Raw genomic sequence first — 23,602 nt, forward strand, 5'->3', positions numbered from 1 at the left:
ACTTGCGTACGTTACGTTCCCGGAAGGAGTGTGTCCTGGAGGAACTCCCGTACGTGAGCGAGAACTTGCTCGCGTCCGGTGCCCGGTATCCCGACTGCCACGTGCACGCTGAACCCGTCGAGCAGGGCGCGCAGCCGGGCGGCGTACCGGTCGGGGTCGACGGGCCGGAGCTCGCCGCGGGAGAGCCCCTCGGCGAGCAGCGCGACCAGGTCGCGGTGCCAGGCCCCCTCGATGGCGGCCTGCCGGGCGCGGGCGTCGGCGTCGGCGTTCTGGGACCGGTTCCAGACCTCCAGCCACAGCGTCCAGTGGGGGTCGCGGGGTCCGTCGGGCACGTACAGGTCGACGTAGGCGGCGAGCCGTTCGCGTACGGGTGCCTGCCGCGACAGCAGCGCGCTGCGCTCGGCCCCGAGCTGGGCCTCGCTCCACTCCAGGGTCTGCAGCAGCAGTTCGTCCTTGGTGCGGAAGTAGTAGAGGAGGTGCCCGCTGCTCATCCCGACCTGGCGGCCGAGGCCGGCCATGGTGAGCCCGTCGAGCCCGCGCTCGGCGATGGTGTCCATGGCGGCTGCCAGCAGCTCCTCCCGGGGAGGGGCGGCGTTGCGGCGGCGCGGGCTGTGCGGGTGGCTAGGGGTCACTCATACGTTTTACCTGATCGGCCGGGGCCGGCCGGCCGGTCCCCCGCCGCGCGGTGCGCGGCGAGGGGTCGGGTCAGACCTTCGGCTGCTGCTGGGTGATGCAGTGGATGCCGCCGCCGCCCGCGAAGATCGCGCGGGCGTCGACGAGGGTCACCGTGCGGTCCGGGAAGAGGCGGCGGAAGATGCCGGCCGCGATCTCGTCGTTCGGGTCGCCGAAGCCGCACAGCACCACGCCGCCGTTGCAGAGGTAGTGGTTGATGTACGAGTAGTCGACCCAGTCGCCCTCCTCGTCCTTGAGGACGGTGGGGGCCGGGATCTCGACGACCTCCAGGCGCCGGCCCCGGGCATCGGTCTGGCCGCGCAGGAGATTGACGTAGAGGCGGGAGCGCTCGTGGTCGGGGTGGGCGGGGTCCTGCTGGCTGTGGACCACGACCGTGCCCGGGCGGGCGAAGGCGGCGACGATGTCGACATGGCCCTGGGTGCCGTACATCCCGTAGTCGCCGGCCAGGCCGTGCGGGAGCCAGATCGCCTTGGTGGTGCCGAGCTTGGCGTGGATCTCCGCCTCGACCTGGGCGCGGGTCCACTCGGGGTTACGGCCGGCGCCGAGCTGGACGGTGTCGGTCAGCAGGACCGTGCCCTCGCCGTCGACGTGGATGGCGCCGCCCTCGTTGACCAGCGGGCTGCTCAGCACGGACACGCCCGCGAGGTCGGCGACATGGCGGGCGATCTTGGAGTCGTGCTCCCAGCGCGCCCAGTCCTGTCCGCCCCAGCCGTTGAACACCCAGTCCACTGCGGCCAGTTGGCTGCCATCGGTGACGAAGGTGGGGCCGATGTCCCGCATCCAGGCGTCGTCGAGCTCGCGCTCGACGAGGTCGATGTCCGGGCCGAGCAGGTCGCGCGCCGAGTCGCCCTGGCCGGGGCCGTGCACCACCGTCACCGGCTCGAAGCGGCGGACCGCCCGGGCGACGGCCGCCCAGGCCGCGCGGGCCTCGGCGAGCTCCTCGTCGTCGGTGAAGGTGGGGTTGGGGCCGGGCCAGGCCATCCACGTGCGCTCGTGCGGCGCCCACTCGGGCGGCATACGGAAGGTCATGTCAGTCCTCAGAGGAAGTAGAGGCGGTTGAGGGAGATGGACTCGGCCGGTTCGGAGCGGATCGGGTCGCCGTCGAGGGTGACCAGTCCGGTCCGGCCGTCGACGGAGACGTCTCCGATACGGGAGTTGAGGAGGAGGTTGCCGGGGCCGATGCCGCGGGTGCCGCGGACGGCGACCCGGCGGCGGCGGGTCGGCAGCCGGTCGGAGCCGAGGTCCACGGCGGCCTGGGCGACGAACGCGACGGAGATCTCCGCCGGGGTGGCGCCGTGCGCGCCGAACTGCGGTCCGAGGACCAGCGGTTCGCAGGTGTCGGTGGCGGCGTTGGGGTCGCCGACGACGCCGTACGCCGGGAAGCCCGACTTGAGGACCAGCTGCGGCTTGGCGCCGAAGTACTGCGGGCTCCACAGCACGATGTCGGCCATCTTGCCGACCTCGATGGAGCCGATCTCGTGCGCGAGGCCGTGGGCGATGGCGGGGTTGATGGTCAGCTTGGCGATGTAGCGCAGGACGCGCGCGTTGTCGTCGTGCGCCCCGTCGCCCGTCATGGGGCCGAGCTCGGCCTTCATCTTGCCGGCCATGGCGAAGGTCCGGCGTACGGTCTCGCCGGCCCTTCCCATGCCCTGCGCGTCCGACGAGGTGATGCCGATCGCGCCGAGGTCGTGCAGGACGTCTTCGGCGCCCATGGTCCCGGCGCGGATCCGGTCCCGAGCCATGGCGGCGTCGCCGGGCAGGTCCGTCTTCAGGTCGTGGACGGAGACGATCATGCCGTAGTGCTCGGCGACCGCGTCCCGGCCGAAGGGGAGGGTGGGGTTGGTGGAGGAGCCGATGACGTTCGGCACGCCCGCCATCTTGAGCACGTTGGGGACGTGTCCGCCGCCGCAGCCCTCGATGTGGAAGGCGTGGATGGTCCGGCCGTCCAGCACCCGCAGGGTGTCCTCGACGGAGAGGCATTCGTTGAGGCCGTCGCTGTGCAGCGCGACCTGGACGTCGTGCTCCTCGGCGACCCGCAGGGCGGTGTCCAGGGCGCGGGTATGGGCGCCCATGTCCTCGTGGACCTTGAAGCCGGAGGCGCCGCCCTCGGCGAGCGCCTCCACGAGCGGGGCGGGGTCGGAGGACGAGCCGCGGCCGAGAAAGCCGATGTTGACGGGCCAGGCGTCGAAGGCGCTGAAGGCGTGCTTGAGCGCCCAGGGCGAGTTGACGCCGACGCCCCACACCGGACCGAACTCCTGACCGATGACGGTGGTGACGCCGCTCGCCAGCGAGGCCTCCATGATCCTCGGGGAGAGGAGATGGACATGGGTGTCGACGGCGCCGGCGGTGGCGATCATGCCCTCGCCGGAGACGATCGACGTGCCGGTCCCGACGACGACGTCCACGCCGTCGAGGGTGTCGGGGTTGCCGGCCCGGCCGATGGCGTGGATCCGGCCTTCGCGGATGCCGATCGACACCTTGCGGATGCCCTGCACGGCGTCGATGACGAGGACGTTGCTGATGACCACGTCACAGGTCTCGCGCACGGCGGCGGCCTTCAGGTGCAGTCCGTCCCGGGCCGTCTTGCCGAAGCCGGCGAGGAACTCGTCCCCCGGCTTCTGGGCGTCGGAATCGACGCGCACGACGAGCCCGGAGTCGCCCAGGACGACCCGGTCGCCTGCGCGCGGGCCGTGGACGGATGCGTATTCGTACGGGTCCATCAGCTGACCTCCACTCCCAGATAGCCGCAGGCCGCTGCCCTGCGTAGCGCCTCTTCCTTCGCGCCGGGCGCGTCCAGCGGGCCGTCGACGAGACCGGCGAAACCGATCGCGATCCGGTCGCCGCCGATCGGTACGAGTCCGACGGTGGCCTCGCCGCCCGGGTCGAAGCGGAAGGAGGACCCGGCGGGGACGCACAGACGCATGCCGTAGGCGGCGGCCCGGTCGAAGTCGAGGCGCGGGTTGGCCTCGAAGAAGTGGAAGTGCGAGGTGACGCCGACCGGGACGGTGGCGGTGTTGCGCACGCTCACCGTGACCGCCGGTTCCTGCTCGGCGTGCGGCGGCGCGGGCAGCAGCGCTCCCGGCGCGTCCGCGCCCGATCCGGCCCCCAGGGGCTGGGAGACCACGGCGAGCCGCGATCCGTCCTCGAAGACGGCCTCGACATGGACCTCGGTGACCACGTCGGCGACGCCCGGCAGGACGTCGTCGGGGCCGAGGACGCCGCGGGCCGCCTCGATCGCCTCGGCGAGCCGTCTGCCGTCGCGGGCCGCCTCGCAGACGGTGTCCGCGATCAGGGCGGTCGCCTCGGGGACATTGAGCTTCAGGCCCCGGGCCCGGCGGGCCCTGGCCAGTTCGGCCGCGCCGAAGAGCAGCAGCCGGTCGCGCTCCGTGGGGGTCAGTCGCACGTCACCACACCTCCTGTTTGAGCAACACTCTAACCGGAGATTCAGCGCGCTCAAAGCATTGACTCGGGGGCTTGTGGTAGTTCACATTGAGCGTCACTCTAATTATTGAGCGACGCTCGAAATGCCGACCCTCGACGAGGCCGGAGAGCAGGGAGAGAGCCCCCATGCCGATAGAACAGCGCGGAGTCGACACCATCCCGGACGCGGAACGCACCAGCGGCCCTCGCGACCTGATCGCGATCCTGCTGGGATCCAACCTCTGCCTGGGCGTCATCGTCTTCGGGTGGCTCCCGGTCTCCTTCGGGCTCGGCCTGTGGCCGGCGGTGACCTCGATCCTCGCGGGGACGGCCGTCGGCGTCCTGGTGACCGCGCCGCTGGCGCTGATCTCGCTGCGGACGGGCACCAACCTGTCCACCTCCAGCGGTGCCTTCTTCGGCGTACGCGGGCGCCTCGTCGGCTCGGTCGTGGGGCTCCTGCTCTCCCTCGGCTACACCGCGCTCACGCTGTGGATCGGCGGGGACGTGATGGTGGGCACCCTGGCCCGGCTGATCGGCCTGCCCACCGGCGGGCTCTCGCACACCCTCGTCTACACCCTGCTCGCGGGCTGTACCGTCGTCGCCGCGGTGTACGGCTACCGGCTGCTGCTCAAGCTCAGCAAGGCCCTCGCCCTCGGCATGACCGTGCTGCTCGCGCTCGGGATCTTCGCCTACGCGGGCGACTTCACCACCGCCGCCGTGCCCGACACGCCCTACCTGCTCGGCTCCTTCTGGCCGACCTGGGTGCTCTCCGCGGTCGCCGCCGGGCTCAGCGGCCCGATCGCCTTCATCACCCTGCTCGGCGACTACACCCGCTACATCTCCCCGCGGCGGCACAGCTCCAAGGCCGTCTGGCGGGCCACCTGCCTGGGCCTCGCCGCCGGTCTGCTCGTACCCCAGCTCTTCGGCACCTTCACGGCGCTGGCCGCGCGCGGCTCGCTGGACTACGCCGGGCCGCTGGTCGACGCCTCCCCCGTCTGGTACCTCGTGCCGCTGCTGCTCGCCGCGACCGCCGGCTCGATCGGCAACGCCGGTCTGATGCTCTACTCGATGGGCCTCGACCTGGACGCCATCCTGCCTCGCGCCACCCGGGCCCGGGCCACGCTCGCGGTGGCCGTCGTGGCGACCGCCTTCGTCTTCCTCGGCCACTTCGCCTGGGACGCGCAGTCGGCGATGACCTCCTTCGTCCTGCTGCTCACGGCGGTCGGCACCCCCTGGGCGGTGATCACCCTGATCGGGCACGCCCGCTGCGGCGGCGAGTACGAGCCGGAGGCCCTCCAGGTCTACAACCGCCGCGCCCGCGGCGGCGTCTACTGGTTCCAGGCCGGCTGGCACCCGCGCGCCGCGGCCGCCTGGGCGCTGGGCGCCGCGGTCGGCCTGGCGTCGGTCTCCACCCCGCTGTACGAGGGCCCGCTGCTCGCCCTGACCGGCGGGATCGACTGCAGTTTCATCCTCTCCGGCGTGGTCGGCGGCGCGCTGTACGCGGCGCTCACCCCGCGCGCCTACGCCGTGGCCGAGAGGTCCTTGGCGTAGAAGGCGATGGCCGGCCGCAGCTCCGCGACGGTCGGGTCGTCGCTGGTGGCGGCGAGCAGCTCCAGCAGGAGCCGTATCGACTCCTCGTGACGGCCGGTGTTGTGCAGGGCCATGGCGAGGAAGGTCCGCAGCCCGCCGTGGTCCGGGAACAGCTCCACCGCCCGGCGCAGCAGCCGCTCGGCGTCCTCGTACCGCCCGAGCACGCGGTACGTGCTGCCGAGGCCGAGCATCGCCCCGGCCCGGTCCTCGTCGGACAGCGTGCCCGGCCCGGCTCCGGACAGCGCGCCCGGCCCGGCGCCGTTGCCCGGCCCGTCCCCGGCCAGCGCCCGCTCGTAGAACGGCACCGCCTCCGCCTCCAGGCCGAGCACGTCGTGCGCCCAGGCGGTCTGGTAGGCGATCTCCCGGTCTTCGGGCCACCGCCCGGCGAGCGCGAGCAGCCTCCCGCGGGCCTCCTCACGCTCCCCGCGCTCACGCAGCGCCACTGCCTCGGCCAGCTGTCGGTCCCGCTCGTCCGTCGTCATGGCGCCCATTGTGGAACACGGGTACGACAACGGGCCGCGCCTCTCGCGAAGAGGCACGGCCGTCGTGGTGCCGGCTACGCCAGCTCGTGGGTCCAGCCGTGGACGTCCTCGGCCTTGCCCGTCTGGATGTCGAGCAGGGCCTGGCGCAGCTTGCGGGTGACCTCGCCCGGCTCGCCGCCGGACTGCTGCCACTCGCCGGAGGCGCACTTGACCGTGCCGACGGGGGTGATCACCGCGGCCGTGCCACAGGCGAAGACCTCCTTGAGCGTGCCGTTCTCGGTGTCGGCGCGCCACTGGTCGATGGAGATCCGCCCCTCCTCGGAGGCGTAGCCGAGGTCCTTGGCGAGGGTGAGGAGCGAGTCACGGGTGACGCCGGCGAGCAGCGAGCCGGTGAGCTCGGGGGTGACGATCCGGTCCTCGTACACGAAGTAGAGGTTCATGCCGCCCAGTTCCTCGACCCACTTGTGCTCGACGGCGTCGAGGTAGGCGACCTGGTCGCAGCCCTTGGCGGCGGCCTCGGCCTGGGCGAGCAGGGAGGCGGCGTAGTTGCCGCCGGTCTTGGCGTCGCCCATGCCGCCGGGGACGGCGCGGACGCGGTCCTCGGAGACCCAGATGGAGACCGGCTTGACGCCACCGGGGAAGTAGGCGCCGGCGGGGGAGGCGATGACCACGAAGAGGTATTCGTTGGCGGGCTTCACGCCGAGTCCGACCTCGGTGGCGATCATGAAGGGGCGCAGGTAGAGCGAGGACTCGCCGCCGTGTGCGGGGACCCAGTCCTTGTCCTGCTGGACGAGGCGGTCGCAGGCCTCGAGGAAGGTCTCGACCGGCAGCTCGGGCATGGCGAGCCGGCGGGCGGAGGACTGGAAGCGGCGGGCGTTGGCCTCCGGGCGGAAGGTGACGACCGAGCCGTCGGGGCGGCGGTAGGCCTTCAGGCCCTCGAAGATCTCCTGGGCGTAGTGCAGGACGGTGGTGGCCGGGTCGAGGGAGAGCGGACCGTACGGCACCAGCTGACCGTCGTGCCAGCCGCGGCCCTCGGTCCACTTGATTGTCACCATGTGGTCGGTGAAGTGGCGGCCGAATCCGGGGTTCGCCAGGACCGCCTCGCGCTCCGCGTCGGACAGCGGGCTGGAGGAGGGCTTGAGCTCGATCGTGGGCGTCGTCATGAGTGCGTGTCCTTCACCGTTTGTGTGTGTCGGACCGCGCTCACGCCGCTGCTGCTAGGACGTCCGAGCTTTCCCGCATGCCGCGGCCCCACGTTCGATTATCGCCCGCGTGGGCCGGTGGGGTGAAGCGGAGTGTTCGCGGTCCAGGGTTGATGGTGGCACCCCGCGACCGCAATGGTGAAGCCGCCGGGTGCGGATGCGACCCGGCGGCTTGTGTGCCTCACGTGGAAGGCGCGTCAGTCGGCGGGCTAGCCGGCTACTCGTACGGCGAGCGCGTCGCCGATCTCGTCGGTCGTCCGCGCGGAGCCGTCCCGGGCCGCGAGGTCGGCGGCGACGGCGTCCTCGATGCGGGCGGCCTCGGCGTCGAAGCCGAGGTGGCGCAGGAGGAGCGCGACGGACAGGATCGTCGCCGTCGGGTCGGCCTTGCCCTGGCCCGCGATGTCGGGCGCGGAGCCGTGGACGGGCTCGAACATGGACGGGAAGGTCCGGTCCGGGTTGATGTTGGCCGACGCGGCCAGGCCGATTCCGCCGGTCACGGCGGCGGCGAGGTCGGTCAGGATGTCACCGAAGAGGTTGTCGGTGACGATGACGTCGAAACGCTCGGGCTGGGTGACGAAGAAGATCGTCGCGGCGTCGACGTGCAGGTAGTCGGTGGTGACCTCGGGGTACTCCTGGCCCACCGTGTCGAAGATCTTCTTCCACATGTGGCCGGCGTGGACGAGGACGTTGTTCTTGTGGACCAGCGTCAGCTTCTTGCGGGGGCGGGCGTTGGCCCGCTCGTACGCATCGCGGACGACGCGCTCGACGCCGTACGCGGTGTTGAGGCTCACCTCGGTGGCGACCTCGGCGGGCGTGCCGGTGCGCAGCGAGCCGCCGTTGCCGGTGTACGGGCCCTCGGTGCCCTCGCGGACGACGACGAAGTCGATCTCGGGGCGGCCGGCCAGCGGGGTGGCGGTGTTGGGGAAGAGCTTCGACGGACGCAGGTTCACGTAGTGGTCGAAGGCGAAGCGGAGCTTGAGGAGCAGGCCCCGCTCCAGAACGCCGGAGGGCACGGACGGGTCGCCGATCGCGCCGAGCAGGATGGCGTCGTGGTTCTTGAGGGAGTCGAGCTCCGCGTCGGGGAGGGTCTCTCCGGTGCGGTGCCAGCGCCGGGCGCCGAGGTCGTACTCCTTGGTCTCCAGCTTCACGTCCTGCGGAAGGACGGCCGTAAGGACCTTGAGGCCCTGGGCCACGACCTCCTGGCCGATGCCGTCACCGGGGATCACTGCGAGATTGATGCTGCGAGACATGTCGGCACCCTACTCCCCGTCCCAGCCGTTGACACACGCCTGTCCACCATGCGGACGAGGTGAGTGCACGGCCGGGTACGGCGATCGGTGGTGGAGCGCTCGGCCTAGTGGCCGGTGGCGCCGCCGTTGTCCCTGCGGTCGAGGGCGCGCTGCAGGGCGGCGGCGGCGTTCTTGCGGGCGTCGTCGCTCGGACGGGCGACGGAGTGGCGGACGCGACGGAGGGTCTCAGCGGCCATGATGATCGACTCCTTGAGATCAGGCGAATGATCGAAGGCGCCGGAAGGGGCGGGGAGCGGGCCCGCAGGGGTTGCCTGCGCGAGGGGCACGGCGCTCTCGACCGCCATTCGCTGATGGAGCGAGACGTTCGGCTTCTACAAAGCTAAGGGAGCCGGGGCTGTCTGTCTGCACAATTACTTGGGCTTCCTACTATCTGAGACGGCTTCCTTCACTCCGCGTGGCGGCCGGCACTCTCAGTTCCCGGATCAGCGCCCGTACGGCGATCGATTTCGCCTGCTCAGGGGTGGTGACATAGCCCACGGACCGGGACGGGCGCGCCGGGCCGAGATCAGTGATCTCGATTCCGTCGGGTGCTCCGATCAGGGACAGCTCGGGCATTACGGCCATACCGAAACCCCTGCTCACCAACGAGAGCACCGCTCCGTCGTCCTCGGTGCGGACGGTCGCCGACGGCAGCCACTCCTGCCGCTGCCACCACTCGCGCGTATAGGAGGTGCAGTTCTCGTCCCAGTCGACCAGCGGCAGCGTCCGGGGCGAGGGATGCCCGGCCGGGTGCACCAGCGCGTACCCCTCCTCCAGCAGCACGCCGCCGATCAGCTGCGGCGGTACGGGCGAGGTGGTCCCGATCGTCGCGATCCCCACGTCCGCCCGGCCGTCGAGGACTTCCCCGGCGGTCCCGGGCCCCACCTCCCGTACGATCCGCACCTCCGGCACGATCTCGGGGTGGCGCGCGGCCAGCCGCTCCAGCGCGCCCGGCAGCAGGTGCAGCGCCGCGCTGCGGAAGGCGGCGATCCGCAGCGCCCCGGCGGCCGCGCCCCGCTCGGCGCCCCGGACCTCGGCGCGCATCACCTCCAAGAGCCGCAGGACGCGCCGGGCGTGGGCGACGGCCCGCTCGCCGGCCGCGGTGGGCCGGGCGCCCCTGCGGTCCCGGTCGAAGAGCACGGCGCCGAGCTTGCGCTCGCTGCCGCGTACGGAGTGCGAGACGGCGGACTGGGTCATTCCGAGGGCGGCCGCGGCGGCGGAGAAGCTCCGCCCGTGCGCGACGGCGACCAGGACGCGCAGTTCATGGGGTGCGAGATCAGTCATGGGCGCGACTCTCACCTCGGAGTATGAGGAACATTCATGGCTGGGACGGTTCCATCGACGCAGCCTACTGTCCGGTCGGCGCCGCCCTGCCTACGGTCGTGATCATGACGAAGCAGACCTCGCTCACCGTGCACCAGACCGCCCGCCCCAACGGCTTCCCGACCGCCGGAAACTTCACCTTCGTCGAGGCGCCGGTCCCCTCCCCCGGGCCCGGCACCGCGCTGGTGGAGAACCTCTACTGGTCGGTGGATCCGTACCACCGCGAAATGATGGACGGTGACTTCGCCCTCCACGCCCCGCTGGAGGGCCGCACCCTCGGCCGGGTCGTCGCCTCACGCGATCCGGGCCTGCGGGAGGGCGATCTGGTCCTGCACCGCGAGGGGTGGCGCACCCACTCCCTGGTGACCGCCGCCGCCTCCCGGCGGCTGACCGAGCACCCGGGCGTGCCGCTCTCCGCCTATCTGAGCGTCCTCGGCGGTACGGGCCTGTCGGCGTACGTCGGCCTCACCCGCATCGCGAAACTCCAGCCGGGCGAGGACCTGTTCATCTCGGCGGCGGCGGGCGGGGTGGGCACGGCCGCCGGCCGGTTCGCGCGGCTGCTGGGCGCCGGGCGGATGGTCGGCAGCGCGGGCTCGGCCCGCAAGGTCGCCCATCTCGTCGAACGGGTCGGCTTCGACGCGGCGTTCGACTACCACGACGGACCGGTGGGCGAGCTGCTCGCCAAGGCCGCCCCGGACGGGGTGGACGTGGTTCTCGACGGGGTGGGCGGCGACCATCTGGAGGCCGCGATCGGCGCGGCGCGGGAGCACGGACGGATCGCCTGGGTCGGCGCGGTCGCGCAGTACCACTCGCTCGACACCCCGCCGCCCGCGCCCCGCAACCTCTTCACCATGGTCGACAAGAGCATCCGGCTCGAAGGCTTCCTGGTGCGCAACCACCGTGACGCCCAGGAGGAGTTGGAGGACTTCGCCGTGCCGCACATCCGCGACGGGCGGCTCCCGCTCGACGAGACCGTGGTGACGGGGTTCGAGCACATCGTGGCGGCCTTCCTCGGGATGCTGCGCGGGGAGAACACCGGGAAGATGCTGGTGGCCCGACCCAGCTAGCTTCCCGATTCAAGTAGCTGGGCCAGCTAGGTTGCAATCCTATCTAGCTAGTGGTGGAATACAGGCATGGCCGCAGACCGCAGATCCAGTTGGCTCAAAGGCGTCCTCGATCTCCTCGTTCTCTCCTGTCTCACCGAGGGGGAGAGCTACGGATACGAGATCTCCAAGGCGCTCGCCGAGGCCGGCCTCGGCGAGATCAAGGGCGGAACGCTCTACCCCGTCCTGAACCGGCTGGAGGAAGCCGGGCTCGCCGTGGGCGAGTTCCGGGTCGCCGAGCGCGGGCCGGGCCGCCGCTACTACCACCTCACCGAGGCGGGGCGGCGCCACCTCGCCACCGAGACCGACGCCTGGCTGGACTTCCACACCGCCGTAAAGACCATGCTGCACACCGGGGGAACGACACGATGAACACCGACCCGACCACCTACTTCGACGAGCTGTCCACCGCGCTGCGCACCGCCGGCGTCGCCGAGGCCCAGATAGCCTCCACCGTCGCCGAACTGACTGGCCACCTGGCCGAGACGGGCACGGCGCCGGAGGAGGAGTTCGGTCCGGCGGCGGTGTTCGCGGCGCAGCTGGGCGGCACGGCCCCGGCCGCCGGGGCGCCGGTCGCCGAGGCGGAGACCTGGACCTGGACCGCCGACATCTACAGCGACCGGCACCTGCTCGCCGTCCACGGCGACGAGGGCTGGGAGGTCGAACGCCTCGACACACTGGGCCGGTTCGTCTGCCGCCGGGTGCCGGGATCGGCGATGCGCTGGGAGTACCGCCGCGAGCTCATCTCCGGCCGCCGCCGCGCCCGCGTCCTCGCCGAACTGGAGCCCGAGGGCTGGGAGATGTGCGGCGAGTGGGTGCTCTACGCCTACTTCAAGCGCCCCAAGGCCGCCAGCGAGGGCCCGGCGGCGGAGCTCGCCACCCTCCCGGCGAAGCCCAAGGGGTGGCTGTACCTCAGCACCCGCGGCCGCTGGATGCTGGCCGCCTGGGCCACCCTGCTGGTCTTCCTCGGCACGGCGTATCTGATCGGCGCCCTCCACATGCCCTCGTACGTCGCCGCGCTCATCGCGACCAGCGGTGCGGCGGCGGCCGCGTACGGCACCAAGCGGGACCTCGTCAAAGGCACCGACGACGGGAAGACGACCGCCAAGGCCCGCTGAGGAACGACCCCGACCCTCTGAGGAACGATCCCGGCCCGCTAGAGAAGGTCGCCGTCGCGCCAGTCGAACTGCAGCGGCCCCGCGGCCGGTTCCGGCAGCGGGCGGCCCCCGGGCAGCAGAAAGGTGGAGTCCTCCTCGTCCGGCAGGTGGACGACGCCCTCGGGGCCCATCGCCTCGATCCGCCCGCGCCACAACCGCCAGCCCCGCGCGGCGTACAGCGAGGCGCCCTCGTCCGACGCGGACAGCGCGCCGAGGTCGTACGCCCCGGCGATCACCTTCTCCAGCTCCACCATCACCCGACCGCCCAGGCCCTGCCTGCGGCGGTCGGCGCGTACGGCGACCGCCTCCACATAGCCGGTCCGGTACGCGTGTCCGGCGTGCCGCACCCGCCGCATGACCACGCTGCCGTGCGCGGCGATCCCCCGCCCGTCCTCGATCCAGGCGTGGATGCCGCCGAGGCCGTGCTCGAAGTCCTCGTCGGCGAAGTCCCCGTCGAAGGCCTCGTCCAGGAAGGCGCGGAGGCGAGTGAGGGCGGGGGCGGACAGCAGATAGGTGTGGGCGGTGCTCAGTCGGTCGGTCATGTGCGCCACTCTCACAGTTCAGGTACTCAGCCGCAGTTGAGTATCCGGGGCGTGGTGAGGAATCGGCCGGCGGCCGAGAGTGGGGCGTATGAACGGCCTCTACGCTCTCAAGCCCTGGTACGCGGACCGGCTCGCCGGTGTCCGTACCGCGCTCGCCCGCCGCGAGGTGTCTCCCGACACCCTCACCGCGGCCGGTGTGCTGTGCGCCGCGGCGGCGGCCGCCGTCCTCGCGTACGTCCCGGCGCCGCCCGCCGCCCTGCCGGTGGCCGCGCTGCTGGCGGCCCGGCTCGGCTTCGCCAAACTCGACGGGGCCCTGGCCCGGGACACCGGCCGTACGACCCGGCGGGGCGCGGTCCTCAACGAACTGGGCGACCGGGCCGCCGATCTGGCCGTCCTGGCCGGTTTCCTCGCGCTCGCCCCGCTGTGGCTGGTGGCCGTCGCCGCGCTCGCCGCGACCCTGCCGTCGTGGGTGTCGCTCGCGGGCGCGGCGGCCGGTGCGCCGCGCCTCAACGGCGGACCGGTCGGCAAGACCGAGCGCTGCCTGCTCGTCGTCGTGGCGGCGGCCACCGGCTGGGCCGTCCCGGTCCTGGCCGTCATCGCGGCCGGCTCGGCGCTCACCGCGCTGGTGCGGCTCGCCCGGATCTGGCGGGAGCTGGCATGAGCGGGGTGGGGGCGGCGCTGCCGCTGGTGGCGGGGGCGCTCGGCGCGGGCGGGGTCGCGGTGGCGGCGCTGCCGGCCCGGGTCCGGATGCGGGACGAGCTGCGCAGGCGCTGGCGGACCTGGGCGCTGGCCGCGCCGGTCTTCCTCGGCGCGCTGCACCTGGGCGGCGGCGGGGCGTTCGCGCTGGCCGCGGCGCTCGGAGTGATCGCGGTGGGCGAGTACGTACGGATGGCGGGCCTGCGCCCGGCCGACCACGCGCTCCTCGTAGCCGCCGGGTGCGGGCTTCCCGCGCTGGCCTGGCTGGCGCCGGATCTGCTGGACGTACGGGCGGCGGGCCTGCTGCTGGTGGCGGCTGCGCTGCCGCCGCTGCTGTCCGGCGACACGGCGGGCGGGTTCACCCGCGCGGCCAGGACGTCGTTCGGCGTGCTGTGGATCGTGGTGCCGCTGACGGGTCTGGTCCTGCTCGGCGACACGGCGGTGGCGGTGGGCCTCGCGGTGGCGCTCGGCGACGTCGGCGCCTGGTGCGGCGGGACCCTGCTCGGCCGCCGGGGCCCGCTGGCCCGTCCGCTCTCCCCGCACTCCCCGAACAAGACCTGGGCCGGCGTGGCGGGCGCGTCGGCGGCGACCGCCCTGGCCCTGCTGGCCGTCGGCGCGTTCACACCGGGCCTGTGGGCGGCGGTGCTGACCGGCGGGGTGCTGGGTGACCTGCTCGAATCGATGGTGAAGCGGGAGGCCGGGGTGAAGGACGCGGGCAGCTGGCTGCCGGGCTTCGGCGGCCTGCTGGACCGGATCGACTCGCTGCTGCCGGCGCTGCTGCTGGCGGTGATCCTGTGAACGGCACGCGGGGTGGGGGCGCGGCTGCGGACGGCGGCGGCGCGCGGGGCTTGGGCGCGACATCGGACGGCGCTGGAGCCCTGGACCGACAGGCCGCCGTAGGCGGCGACCCTGTGGACGGCGCGCGAGGCGGCGGCGTTACGGCTCCGGTCGGCGCCGGCGCGCGGCGGTCGTACCTGTGCGCGGCGCTGCGCCGTGCCCTGTGGTGGGTGGTGCTGACGTTGACCGGTGGGGTGGAGCGGCGGGGGCGGCTGCCCCGGACCGGGTGTGTCGTGGTCGCCAACCATTCCTCGCACGCCGACACCGCCGCGCTGCTCGCCGCCCTCGACGCCCGGCACGCGCCGGCGATCGGCGCGGCCGCCGACTACTGGTTCGCCTCGCCCTGGCGGCGCCGGATCTGCCGGCGCCTGGCGGCCGGGTTCCCGGTGCGGCGTACCGGCGGTGGCATGGGCGACCTGCTCGCCCACGTCGACGCGCTGCGCGCCGGCCGCGCGGTCGTCCTCTTCCCCGAGGGCACCCGGCGCCCGGACGGCGAGGTCGGTTCCTTCCACCGGGGCGCGCTGGTCCTCGCCGAGCGGGCGGGCGTCCCCGTCGTACCGGTCGGCATCGCGGGTACGGACCGGCTGCTGCCCAAGCACGGCCGGCTGCGTTCGGCCGTGGTCCGGGTGCGGATCGGCGAGCCGCTGCCGCCGACGGCCACCCCGCAGGAGGCGCGCGACGCGGTCGCGGCCCTGCACGCCCGTACCCGTGCGGAGACGCTGCGGGACTCGGCCGCGCGCCGCCGGGTGGCGGCCGTGGCTAGCTCCCGGCTGGGGCCGCCGCTCGCCTTCGCCTGGGCCTTCGCCGAGGCGCTGAGCTGGCCGCTGATGCCGGAGCTGCTGCTCGGGATCGCCTGTGTCGCGGCGCCGCGCCGGGCGCTCACGCTGTCGCTTTCGGCGCTGGCGGGCAGCGTGGTCGGGGGGCTCCTCGCCCTCCATCTGGCCGCCGGCGGCCTGCATCTGCCGGCGCCGCTCACGACCGACAGGATGCGCGCGGAGGTCCGCGCCGAGCTGTCGGCGGAGGGTGCGGCGGCCGTACGCCACCAGCCGTGGAACGGCATTCCGTTCAAGGTGTACGGGGCGGAGGCCGGCCGGTCCGGGACCGGGACGGCGCAGTGGCTGGCCGAGGCGTCCCGGGCGCGGGGGGCGCGTACGGTCTCGGTGGGGCTGGCGTTCGGCGCGTTCGGGCTGCTGATGCGGAGGTACCGGCGGTTCTACGGGGTGTATCTGGTGCTGCTGGGCGGCGGGTTCACGCTGGGGCTTTCGCTGATCGTCGCGGGCTGGCGCTGACCCGCGGGGGCCGGCCGCCGGCTTCGCGCCGCCGCGCCGTTTTCGGCCGCCTCGGTGCGAAGCCCTCGCCCCAGGGGGCGGCGGCTCCGCAGACTCGTGCCATGTCACCCATCACCGAAGAGCGTTGGACGCCCACCCATGGCGATCCCTACCGGCCCGTCCCCTACCGCCCCGAGCGGATGCCCGCGGAGGAATCCCTCGCGCGGGCGGCGGAGCTGTGTGCGCGGATGCGGGAGCGGCGTACGGTACGGCAGTTCTCCCCCGACCCGGTCCCGGACCAGGTGGTGCGCGACGCGATCGCCTGCGCGGCGACGGCCCCGTCCGGAGCCCACCAGCAGCCGTGGACCTTCGTACTGGTGAAGAACCCCGAGGTACGGCGCGCGATCCGGGAGGCGGCGGAGCGGGAGGAGGAGATCAGTTACGACGGGCGGCTCGGCGAGGAGTGGCTGGCGGCGCTGCGGCCGCTCGGCACGGACGCCGTGAAGACGCACCTGACCGACGCACCGGCCCTGATTGTGGTCTTCCAGCAGCGCTACTGGCTCGGCGAGGACGGCAGCAGGCGCAAGCACTACTACGTGGACGAGTCGGTCGGGATAGCCGTCGGGATGCTGCTCTCGGCGCTGCATCTGTCGGGGCTCGCGGGGCTGGTGCACACACCGAGTCCGATGCGCTTCCTGTCGCAGGTGCTGGGGCGGCCGGAGAACGAGAAGGCGTTCGCGGTGATTCCGGTGGGGTATCCGGCGGACGACTGCGAGGTGCCCGACCTCGTACGGAAGTCCTTGGATCAGGTACTCGTCGAAATCTAACCCCTTAAGACGCATTGACAGGTTACGTACGGCGACGGTTGACTGAGGCCGCGCCGCCTTAACCAGTCATGCACACATAAGGGGTTAGAGATGATGGCCGTACAGGCGATCCACCACCGCACCGTCGCCGTCCGCGGCCACGAGATCTTCTACCGGGAGGCCGGGGCCGCGGACGCGCCGGTGCTGCTTCTGCTGCACGGCTTCCCCACGAGCTCGTACATGTTCCGCGACCTGATCCCCCGCCTCGCCGGCCGCTACCGCGTCATCGCCCCCGACCACCTGGGCTTCGGCCACTCCGCGGCCCCCTCGGCCAAGGAGTTCCCCTACACCTTCGCCGAACTGGCCGCCCTCACCGGCGAGTTCACCGAGCGGCTGGGCCTCGACCGGTTCGCCCTCTACATCCAGGACTACGGCGCCCCGATCGGCCTGCGCCTCGCACTCGCCCACCCCGAACGCATCACCGCGATCGTCACCCAGAACGGCAACGCCTACGACGAGGGCCTCGGCACCGAGGCCTGGGCGCCGGTCCGGGCCCTGATCGCCGAGCGCACACCGCGCACGGAGGAGCCGGTCCGTGCGATCCGCTCCTTGGAGGGCATCCGCCGGCAGTACGAAACCGGCGTCCCGCCCCGCTACCGCTCCCTGCTGAACCCGGACGCCTGGCACCACGACGCCGCCCTGATGACCCGTGACGGCCAGGACGGCATCCAGCTCGACCTGATCGCGGACTACGGCTCCAACTTCGCGCTCTACCCCGCCTTCCACGAGTACTTCCGCCGGAGCCAGGTCCCGCTGCTCGCCGTCTGGGGCGAGGGCGACGAGGTGTTCGTACCGGCGGGCGCGCAGGCGTTCCGCCGAGACCTCCCGGCCGCGGAGATCCACCTGCTGCCCACCGGCCACTTCGCCCTGGAGACCCACGCCCCGGCGATCGCCGCGCTCATGGACGACTTCCTCGGCCGGACTGTCGGACGCGCTGTATAGGGTGAACGGAATCGCGCATGTCTCAACGGGGGGCGGATATGGCGTTCGACGACGAGTGGTCGAAGATCAAGACCGATTCGACGGGCATGAGGCTCAACCAGCTCGACGGTGGCGGAGGGGGCGGCACGGACCGGCCGGACCTGAAGACCGCGCCGACCGAGAAGAAGGCCGCGGCCAAGGTCATCCAGGACATCCTGGAACCGGAAACCCGGACCGCGGGCGACCACGCCGATGCGACGACGACAGCGGCGAAGACGGCGCTCGCGGGCTGGCAGACGGCGTCCGCGCTCAAGACCGTCGAGGACACCTGGGCCGGCCAGGTGAAGATGCTCCTCGGCCGCCTCGCGGGCGAGAAGGCCGCGCTCAGCGGCTCCGGATTCGCCTTCCAGGCACAGGAGTTGAAGACACGAGACGGATTTGCTCCGCTGGCACCCGGCCCCAAGGAGTAACGCGCCGTGCTCACGTACCACGAGGTCCTGACCACCGACTTCGCCAAGCTGACCGCCGCGGCCACCGCCTGGGAAGCCATGGCGGACAAGTTCGAGACGCTGGAGACGACGTACGAGAAGAAGGTGCAGTCGACGACGACCAGCGGGGTGTGGCTCGGCCAGGCCCAGCAGGTTGCCGGACCGAACTTCGCCGTCACGCGCAACGAGTACAACAGCGCCCAGATCCAGGCGCGGGCCGTGGCCATGCTGCTGAGAGAGGCGGACAAGCTCTTCAGCGAGCTCAGGGGCAAGGTGAAGGCGGCGGTCGCCGAGGCCGAGGCGGCCGGGATGAAGGTGAGCGAGGGTGGGGTCGCCTCTTTCGACGTCTCCAAGGTCGACGCGCAGGACGCGCGCGCCATCCGGCACGACCCGGACCTCCCGGAGGTCGAGCGTGCCTGGACCCGGAAGATCCAGCAGGCGGTGGACGCGTTCGACGAGGCGGATCAGGGCGTGAAGCTCGCCCTGGTCGACGCGGTGACGGACACCAACTGGCGGGACGGCACGTTCGGCGGCTTCAATGGCAGCCGCCCGTACTCCTCCCTGAAGGAGGCCGCCGCGGCGGAGAACATGCCGAAGGACCCCACGAAGGTCGCGGAGTGGTGGAGCAAACTGGATCCGGTGACACGCGGGATCCTGCTGGAGGAGCGGGGCGAGGAGCTGCGGAAGGCGGGAATCCTCAATCCGTACCACTACAAGTGGTCCTCACCGGACCCGGGCGCCGGCGCGTTCGGGGTGGAGGAGCCCACGGCCCGTGACTACTGGATCCTCAGCCAGGCCAAGCTCTTGGAGGGCGGCGGCGACCTCATGGGGCAGAACGGCGCCAGCCGCAATATGTCCCACTACCTGAGCGCCTCGGGAAAGCCGCTGACCGTGGACGTGGACCGGTTCCTGCACGACGAGCCGCAGCTCGGCGCCTCCATCACCACCAATCATTTGGATCTCAACCAGGCCGCCTGGCGCCAGCAGGCCCTGGACGCCTACGAGAAATCAGGCGGCAAGCCCGTGGCGATCCCGGTGGAGAGCAAGGCGACCGGACAGCAGCTGCAGCCCGGAACGGAGTGGTACCACGCCATCAACGGCCACCAGCAGAGCGTCTCCGGAGTGGTGTCCGTGACGCCCGGAGCCGACGGCAAGCCCAAGGTCTCCCTCGACTACCAGGTCAACGTCTGGGACCGCTACAACTGGGACAAGGGCAAAGGCATCGACATCGGGCCCTGGCACATCCCGGACGAGGACATGGCCCGGCTTCACAAGACCGGCCTGGCGCAGGAGTACGACATGCGAGGCTCCAGCTCCGTGCGCCACCAGGATCTCACCGAGCCTCCGGGCCCCGCTTCAGTGCCCGAGGTCGACCCGGGGCGCGACGGCACGCGCAAGGATCCCGAGCGTGGGCGGGAGGAGAACCGATGATCCGCTCCGCCCGCGCGCGTCGGGCCGCCTCCGCCATCCTCCTCGCTTGCGCCCTGCTCGGCGGCAGCGTCGCCTGCTCCGCGGCATCGGACGCGCCCGTCGAGGGGCGCGACTGGAAGTGGGACGAGAAAGCGGGGGCGGCCGAGGCCGCCGCGTTCATGGAGGTCGACGTTCCTGCGGGGGCCACCGAGGTGAAGGGGGCCGTGAAGCTGGTTCCGCAGGACGAGATCCGGCTGCTGTCGTTCGTCACCACCCGCAAGGCGGCGGAGGAGCTCGGGCGGCAGTTCGAGGCGCGGGCGCCGCTTCGGGTGCGGCCGGCCAGGAGTCCGGGGGCCCAGGACAGCCCGGACTTCGCCCATCTCGGGCTGCCCGAGCCGGAGACCCTGAAGGGGGTGCGCTGGGCCGGGGTCTGTCCGGCCTGCGAGACGGACGAGCGCCGTGCCTCCGTCCAGTGGATCGAGATCTCTCTCCAGGCACTGGACGGAGACCGGACGAGGGTCTATCTCACCGCCTGGTGAGTCAGTACACGTTGACCCCGTACGCCGCCAGCGCCTCCTTCACCGGCTGGTGGATCGCGGAGCCGTTCGTGCCCGTGCAGCCCGAGCTGCCCGAGTGGATGCCGAGGGCGACCGAGCCCGCGAAGTGGGCGCCGCCGCTGTCGCCGCCGGCCGAGCAGGCGGTTGTGCGGACCATGCCGTAGACGGGGCCGTCGCTGTAGTTGACGGTCACGTTCACCGCGGTGACCTTGCCGCTGGTGACCTTGGTCGTGGAGCCGGACTTCTTCAGGGCCTGGCCCACGACCGCGTCGGCGGCGGAGGCGATGTCCTGGTAGCTGCCGTTGTGGAGGTTGACGTTGCCGGCCGGCGCCGAGCCGTTGGTGTAGCGGACGATGCCGTAGTCGTTGGTGGGGAAGCTGCTTCCGTGACGGACCCCGATCTGGGCCCCGCCCGAGCTCGCCGACCAGCTGCTGGCGATGTTGGTGCAGTGTCCGGCGGTCACGAAGTAGCGCGTGGTGCCCTTGGAGACGTTGAAGGCGGCCGAGCAGCGCGAGCCGCCGCCGTAGATGGCGTCGCCGCCGGCGACCTCGCGCTGGAAGACGCCGGCGACGCGGCTGATGCGGATCGCACCGCCCTGGTCGGCGGCGACGGCCCGCAGCCGGGCCATGTCCCGCGCCGAGACGGACCGGTCGGCCTCCACGGCGATCTGGTTGGTGCGCGGGTCCAGACCCCAGGAGGTGCCGGGTATCTTCGCGCCGAACTCCAGGGCGGCGACGGCGGCCGCGAGCTGCGCCGCGCCGCGTGTGACGCGCTGGGGCGTGGCTCCGGCGGCCCGGGCCCGTTCGGCCGCGGTGTCGGTGGTGACGGTGGCGACGAGCTTGCCGGTGGCGGCGTCGACGTAGGTGCCGGCGGACTGGGCGCCGAGGCTCCGCTCGACGGCCGAGTCGACGGCGAAGACCTGGGTGGGGTCGGGGGTGGGGGTGGGGGTGGCCGAGGCGGGGGCGGCGCCGACGCCGAGCGAACCGGCGGCGAGCAGGGCCGAGGCGGCCAGGGCTAGGCGCGTGCGCGGTCTGTGAAGGCTCATGCCGAGTAAATTGACATGGACATTACTTGACCACAAGACTGCGTTCCGGACATGGAACCGCCCCCGTCCTGGGTTGGGGGTCCAGGACGGGGGCGGGGTTCAGCGGCGACGGACGCGTCAGCCCATGTGCGGGTACGTGTAGTCCGTCGGCGGCACCAGCGTCTCCTTGATGGCGCGGGTCAGCGTCCAGCGCATCAGGTTCTGCGGCGCGCCCGCCTTGTCGTTCGTACCGGAGGCGCGGCCACCACCGAACGGCTGCTGGCCGACGACGGCGCCGGTCGACTTGTCGTTGATGTAGAAGTTGCCCGCGGCGAAGCGGAGCTTCTCCATCGTGTACGCGGCCGCGGCGCGGTCGTTGGCGATCACGGCGCCGGTCAGCGCGTAGTCGGAGACCGACTCCATCTGCTCCAGCATCGCGTCGTACTTGTCGTCCTCGTAGACGTGCACGGCGAGGAACGGGCCGAAGTACTCGGTCGTGAAGACCTCGTTGGCCGGGTCGGTGCACTCGACGACCGTCGGGCGGACGAAGTAGCCGACCGAGTCGTCGTAGGTGCCGCCGGCGATGATCGTGCAGCTGTCGTCGGCCTTGGCCCGGTCGATCGCCGCCTTGTTCTTGGCGAACGCCCGCTCGTCGATGACGGCGCCCATGAAGTTCGACAGGTCGGTGACGTCACCCATCGCCAGCCCGTCGACCTCGGCCGCGAACTCCTCCTTGAAGCCCGAGTTCCAGATGGAGGCCGGGACGTACGCACGCGAGGAGGCGGAGCACTTCTGGCCCTGGAACTCGAAGGAGCCGCGGGTCAGCGCGGTCTTCAGCACCGCGCGGTCGGCGCTCGGGTGGGCGACGACGAAGTCCTTGCCGCCCGTCTCACCGACGATGCGCGGGTAGGAGCGGTACTTCTCGATGTTGTTGCCGACCGTCTTCCACAGGTGCTGGAAGGTCTTGGTCGAACCGGTGAAGTGGATACCGGCCAGGTCGCGGTGGTTCAGGGCCACCTCGGAGACGGCGATGCCGTCACCGGTCACCAGGTTGATGACACCCTTCGGCAGACCGGCCTCCTCCAGCAGCTCCATGAGCAGCACGGCGGCGTGGGTCTGGGTCGGGGACGGCTTCCAGACCACCACGTTGCCCATCAGGGCCGGGGCGGTGGGCAGGTTGCCCGCGATGGCCGTGAAGTTGAACGGCGTGATCGCGTAGACGAAGCCCTCCAGCGGGCGGTGGTCCAGACGGTTCCAGACACCCGGGGAGTTGGCCGGCGGCTGCTCGGCGAGCAGGTCACGGGCGTAGGCGACGTTGAAGCGCCAGAAGTCGACGAGCTCGCACGGGGTGTCGATCTCGGCCTGCTGGGCGGTCTTCGACTGGCCGAGCATGGTGGAGGCGGCCAGCGTCTCGCGCCAGGGGCCGGCCAGCAGCTCCGCGGCGCGCAGGATGATCGCGGCGCGGTCGTCGAAGGACATGGCGCGCCACGCCGGGGCCGCGGCCAGGGCGGCGTCGATGGCGTCCTGCGCGTCCGCTTCCGTGGCGGCGGCGAAGGTGCCGATGACGGCCTTGTGGTTGTGCGGCTGTACGACGTCGAACCGCTCGCCGCCGCCCATGCGCTTGACGCCGTTGATCGTCATCGGGAGGTCGCGGGGGTTCTCGGCCAGCTCCTTGAGCTTGGCCTCCAGTCGGGCGCGCTCCGGGGAACCGGGGGCGTAGCCGTGGACCGGCTCGTTGACCGGGGCGGGGACCTTGGTCACAGCGTCCATGAGGTCTGTGTCTCCTTAGGGGGTCGGGGGGAGCTCAGCCCTTGGTGAGGATGGAGCGGGCGAAGAAGAGGAGATTGGCCGGCTTCTCCGCCAGGCGGCGCATGAAGTAGCCGTACCAGTCGGTGCCGTAGGCCGTGTAGACCCGCATGCGGTGGCCCTCGGCGGCCAGGCGGACGTGCTCGTCGCTGCGGATGCCGTAGAGCATCTGGAACTCGTACTCGTCCAGCTTGCGCCCGGCGCGGCGGGCCAGCTCCTGGGTGATGGAGATCAGGCGGGGGTCGTGGGACCCGATCATCGGGTAGCCATCGCCCTCCATCAGGATCTTCAGGATCCGGACGTACGCCTTGTCGATCTCGGTCTTGTCCTGGATGGCGACCTCGGCGGGCTCCTTGTAGGCGCCCTTCACGATCCGCACGCGGCTGCCGTTGGCGGCGAGACGGCGGGCGTCGTCCTCGGTACGGAAGAGGTAGGCCTGGATGACGCAGCCGGTCTGCGGGAAGTCCTTCCGCAGCTCCTCGTGGATGGCGAACATCGAGTCGAGGGTGGTGTGGTCCTCCGCGTCCAGGGTGACCGTGGTGCCGATCGCGGCGGCGGCCTCGACGACCGGGCGGACGTTGGCGAGCGCCAGCTCGTGGCCGCCCTCCAGCGCTTGGCCGAACATGGACAGCTTCACGGACATCTCGGCCTTGGGGCCGTAGTCCAGGTCCTTCAGACGCTCGATGAGCTCCAGGTAGGCGTCGCGCGCGGCGTAGGCCTGCTCGCGCGTGGTGATGTCCTCGCCCACGACGTCCAGGGTGACCTCGAGGCCCTTGCCGACGGTCTCGATCACGATCGGGACGACCTGATCGACGGTCTCACCGGCGATGAACCGGTCGACGACCTGCTTGGTCCCAGGGGCGGCCGACACGAAACGGCGCATCTTTTCGCTGCGGGACGCGGCGAGGATCACGGGACCCAGCACGGG

25 protein-coding genes are annotated in these 23,602 nt (G+C 72.0%); 12 read left to right on the plus strand and 13 right to left on the minus strand.

All coding sequences use genetic code 11. The annotated features are described in order from the left end of the window. Positions 1–11: 11 nt before the first annotated feature. The 4 genes from IEZ01_RS24180 to ureA form a co-directional block, all read right to left on the minus strand. On the minus strand, positions 12–572 hold the full coding sequence (locus IEZ01_RS24180; RefSeq protein ID WP_028798021.1) for a TetR/AcrR family transcriptional regulator: 561 nt from the start codon (positions 570–572) through the stop codon (positions 12–14). A gap of 133 nt (positions 573–705) precedes the next feature. After that, positions 706–1,722, minus strand: a complete 1,017-nt coding sequence (locus IEZ01_RS24185) for an agmatine deiminase family protein (RefSeq protein WP_019889707.1) — start codon at positions 1,720–1,722, stop codon at positions 706–708. Between the two features lie 8 nt (positions 1,723–1,730). After that, positions 1,731–3,413, minus strand: a complete 1,683-nt coding sequence (locus IEZ01_RS24190; RefSeq protein WP_019889706.1) for an urease subunit alpha — start codon at positions 3,411–3,413, stop codon at positions 1,731–1,733. Next, on the minus strand, positions 3,413–4,096 hold the full coding sequence (gene ureA, locus IEZ01_RS24195) for an urease subunit gamma (RefSeq protein WP_189203740.1): 684 nt from the start codon (positions 4,094–4,096) through the stop codon (positions 3,413–3,415). Before ureA ends, IEZ01_RS24190 begins: the two co-directional genes overlap by 1 nt. Before the next feature lie 164 nt (positions 4,097–4,260). Between ureA and IEZ01_RS24200 the strand changes: the two genes are divergently transcribed. Beyond that, the gene (locus IEZ01_RS24200) at positions 4,261–5,664 is read left to right on the plus strand and encodes a cytosine permease (RefSeq protein WP_019889703.1); all 1,404 of its coding nucleotides are present in this window, start codon (positions 4,261–4,263) and stop codon (positions 5,662–5,664) included. Here the strand turns inward: IEZ01_RS24200 and IEZ01_RS24205 are convergent. The 5 genes from IEZ01_RS24205 to IEZ01_RS24220 form a co-directional block, all read right to left on the minus strand. After that, a complete protein-coding gene (locus IEZ01_RS24205) occupies positions 5,634–6,185 on the minus strand; it encodes a tetratricopeptide repeat protein (RefSeq protein WP_028798019.1) in 552 nt (183 codons plus the stop codon). The two genes, IEZ01_RS24200 and IEZ01_RS24205, sit on opposite strands and share 31 nt — an antisense overlap. A 74-nt stretch (positions 6,186–6,259) precedes the next feature. Continuing rightward, entirely contained in the window at positions 6,260–7,348 is a 1,089-nt protein-coding gene (locus tag IEZ01_RS24210; protein WP_019889701.1) for a branched-chain amino acid aminotransferase, read from the minus strand. A gap of 248 nt (positions 7,349–7,596) precedes the next feature. After that, entirely contained in the window at positions 7,597–8,637 is a 1,041-nt protein-coding gene (locus IEZ01_RS24215) for a 3-isopropylmalate dehydrogenase (protein WP_019889700.1), read from the minus strand. 104 nt (positions 8,638–8,741) lie between these two features. Further along, the gene (locus IEZ01_RS35735; protein ID WP_267907295.1) at positions 8,742–8,873 is read right to left on the minus strand and encodes a hypothetical protein; all 132 of its coding nucleotides are present in this window, start codon (positions 8,871–8,873) and stop codon (positions 8,742–8,744) included. A 190-nt stretch (positions 8,874–9,063) separates the two neighbouring features. Next, positions 9,064–9,960, minus strand: a complete 897-nt coding sequence (locus tag IEZ01_RS24220) for a LysR family transcriptional regulator (RefSeq protein WP_019889698.1) — start codon at positions 9,958–9,960, stop codon at positions 9,064–9,066. Positions 9,961–10,064: 104 nt separating this feature from the next. On the opposite strand from IEZ01_RS24220, the gene IEZ01_RS24225 reads away from it, so the two are divergent. The 3 genes from IEZ01_RS24225 to IEZ01_RS24235 all read left to right on the plus strand — a co-directional run bounded on the left by IEZ01_RS24225 (position 10,065) and on the right by IEZ01_RS24235 (position 12,220). Next, complete coding sequence (locus IEZ01_RS24225; protein ID WP_028798018.1) at positions 10,065–11,066, plus strand: NADP-dependent oxidoreductase; 1,002 nt, start codon at positions 10,065–10,067, stop codon at positions 11,064–11,066. Between the two features lie 66 nt (positions 11,067–11,132). Continuing rightward, positions 11,133–11,474, plus strand: coding sequence for a PadR family transcriptional regulator (locus IEZ01_RS24230; protein ID WP_019889696.1), 342 nt, complete (start codon positions 11,133–11,135; stop codon positions 11,472–11,474). Further along, entirely contained in the window at positions 11,471–12,220 is a 750-nt protein-coding gene (locus IEZ01_RS24235) for a hypothetical protein (RefSeq protein ID WP_019889695.1), read from the plus strand. Before IEZ01_RS24230 ends, IEZ01_RS24235 begins: the two co-directional genes overlap by 4 nt. A gap of 38 nt (positions 12,221–12,258) precedes the next feature. On the opposite strand, the gene IEZ01_RS24240 is transcribed toward IEZ01_RS24235, so the two are convergent. Further along, entirely contained in the window at positions 12,259–12,801 is a 543-nt protein-coding gene (locus tag IEZ01_RS24240) for a GNAT family N-acetyltransferase (protein ID WP_189203742.1), read from the minus strand. 88 nt (positions 12,802–12,889) lie between these two features. Here IEZ01_RS24240 and IEZ01_RS24245 point away from each other — a divergent pair, with 88 nt between their 5' ends. From IEZ01_RS24245 to IEZ01_RS24280, 8 genes are all read left to right on the plus strand, one after another. Continuing rightward, positions 12,890–13,462 carry a CDP-alcohol phosphatidyltransferase family protein gene (locus IEZ01_RS24245; RefSeq protein ID WP_189203744.1) on the plus strand — a complete coding sequence of 191 codons (573 nt, stop codon included), beginning with the start codon at positions 12,890–12,892 and terminating at the stop codon, positions 13,460–13,462. Beyond that, positions 13,459–14,295 (plus strand): phosphatidate cytidylyltransferase, encoded by an 837-nt coding sequence (locus IEZ01_RS24250; protein ID WP_028798017.1) that lies wholly within the window; start codon positions 13,459–13,461, stop codon positions 14,293–14,295. The genes IEZ01_RS24245 and IEZ01_RS24250 overlap by 4 nt, the downstream gene beginning before the upstream one ends. Before the next feature lie 176 nt (positions 14,296–14,471). Then, complete coding sequence (locus IEZ01_RS24255) at positions 14,472–15,623, plus strand: lysophospholipid acyltransferase family protein (protein ID WP_189203787.1); 1,152 nt, start codon at positions 14,472–14,474, stop codon at positions 15,621–15,623. A 101-nt stretch (positions 15,624–15,724) separates the two neighbouring features. Then, positions 15,725–16,429, plus strand: a complete 705-nt coding sequence (locus IEZ01_RS24260) for a nitroreductase family protein (protein ID WP_189203746.1) — start codon at positions 15,725–15,727, stop codon at positions 16,427–16,429. Positions 16,430–16,522: 93 nt separating this feature from the next. Continuing rightward, positions 16,523–17,410 carry an alpha/beta fold hydrolase gene (locus tag IEZ01_RS24265; RefSeq protein ID WP_028798015.1) on the plus strand — a complete coding sequence of 296 codons (888 nt, stop codon included), beginning with the start codon at positions 16,523–16,525 and terminating at the stop codon, positions 17,408–17,410. 38 nt (positions 17,411–17,448) lie between these two features. Further along, the gene (locus IEZ01_RS24270; protein ID WP_189203748.1) at positions 17,449–17,859 is read left to right on the plus strand and encodes a hypothetical protein; all 411 of its coding nucleotides are present in this window, start codon (positions 17,449–17,451) and stop codon (positions 17,857–17,859) included. A gap of 6 nt (positions 17,860–17,865) precedes the next feature. Further along, a complete protein-coding gene (locus IEZ01_RS24275) occupies positions 17,866–19,308 on the plus strand; it encodes a hypothetical protein (protein WP_189203750.1) in 1,443 nt (480 codons plus the stop codon). Then, a complete protein-coding gene (locus tag IEZ01_RS24280; RefSeq protein WP_189203752.1) occupies positions 19,305–19,826 on the plus strand; it encodes a hypothetical protein in 522 nt (173 codons plus the stop codon). The genes IEZ01_RS24275 and IEZ01_RS24280 overlap by 4 nt, the downstream gene beginning before the upstream one ends. 1 nt (position 19,827) lies before the next feature. Here the strand turns inward: IEZ01_RS24280 and IEZ01_RS24285 are convergent, their stop codons facing one another. The 3 genes from IEZ01_RS24285 to IEZ01_RS24295 form a co-directional block, all read right to left on the minus strand. After that, a complete protein-coding gene (locus IEZ01_RS24285; protein WP_189203754.1) occupies positions 19,828–20,889 on the minus strand; it encodes a S1 family peptidase in 1,062 nt (353 codons plus the stop codon). Positions 20,890–21,006: 117 nt separating this feature from the next. Continuing rightward, a complete protein-coding gene (pruA, locus tag IEZ01_RS24290) occupies positions 21,007–22,638 on the minus strand; it encodes an L-glutamate gamma-semialdehyde dehydrogenase (protein ID WP_189203756.1) in 1,632 nt (543 codons plus the stop codon). A gap of 34 nt (positions 22,639–22,672) precedes the next feature. Then, on the minus strand, positions 22,673–23,599 hold the full coding sequence (locus IEZ01_RS24295) for a proline dehydrogenase family protein (protein ID WP_019889681.1): 927 nt from the start codon (positions 23,597–23,599) through the stop codon (positions 22,673–22,675). Positions 23,600–23,602: the final 3 nt, after the last annotated feature.

Source organism: Streptomyces purpureus (assembly GCF_014648195.1).
Lineage (GTDB): Bacteria > Actinomycetota > Actinomycetes > Streptomycetales > Streptomycetaceae > Streptomyces > Streptomyces purpureus.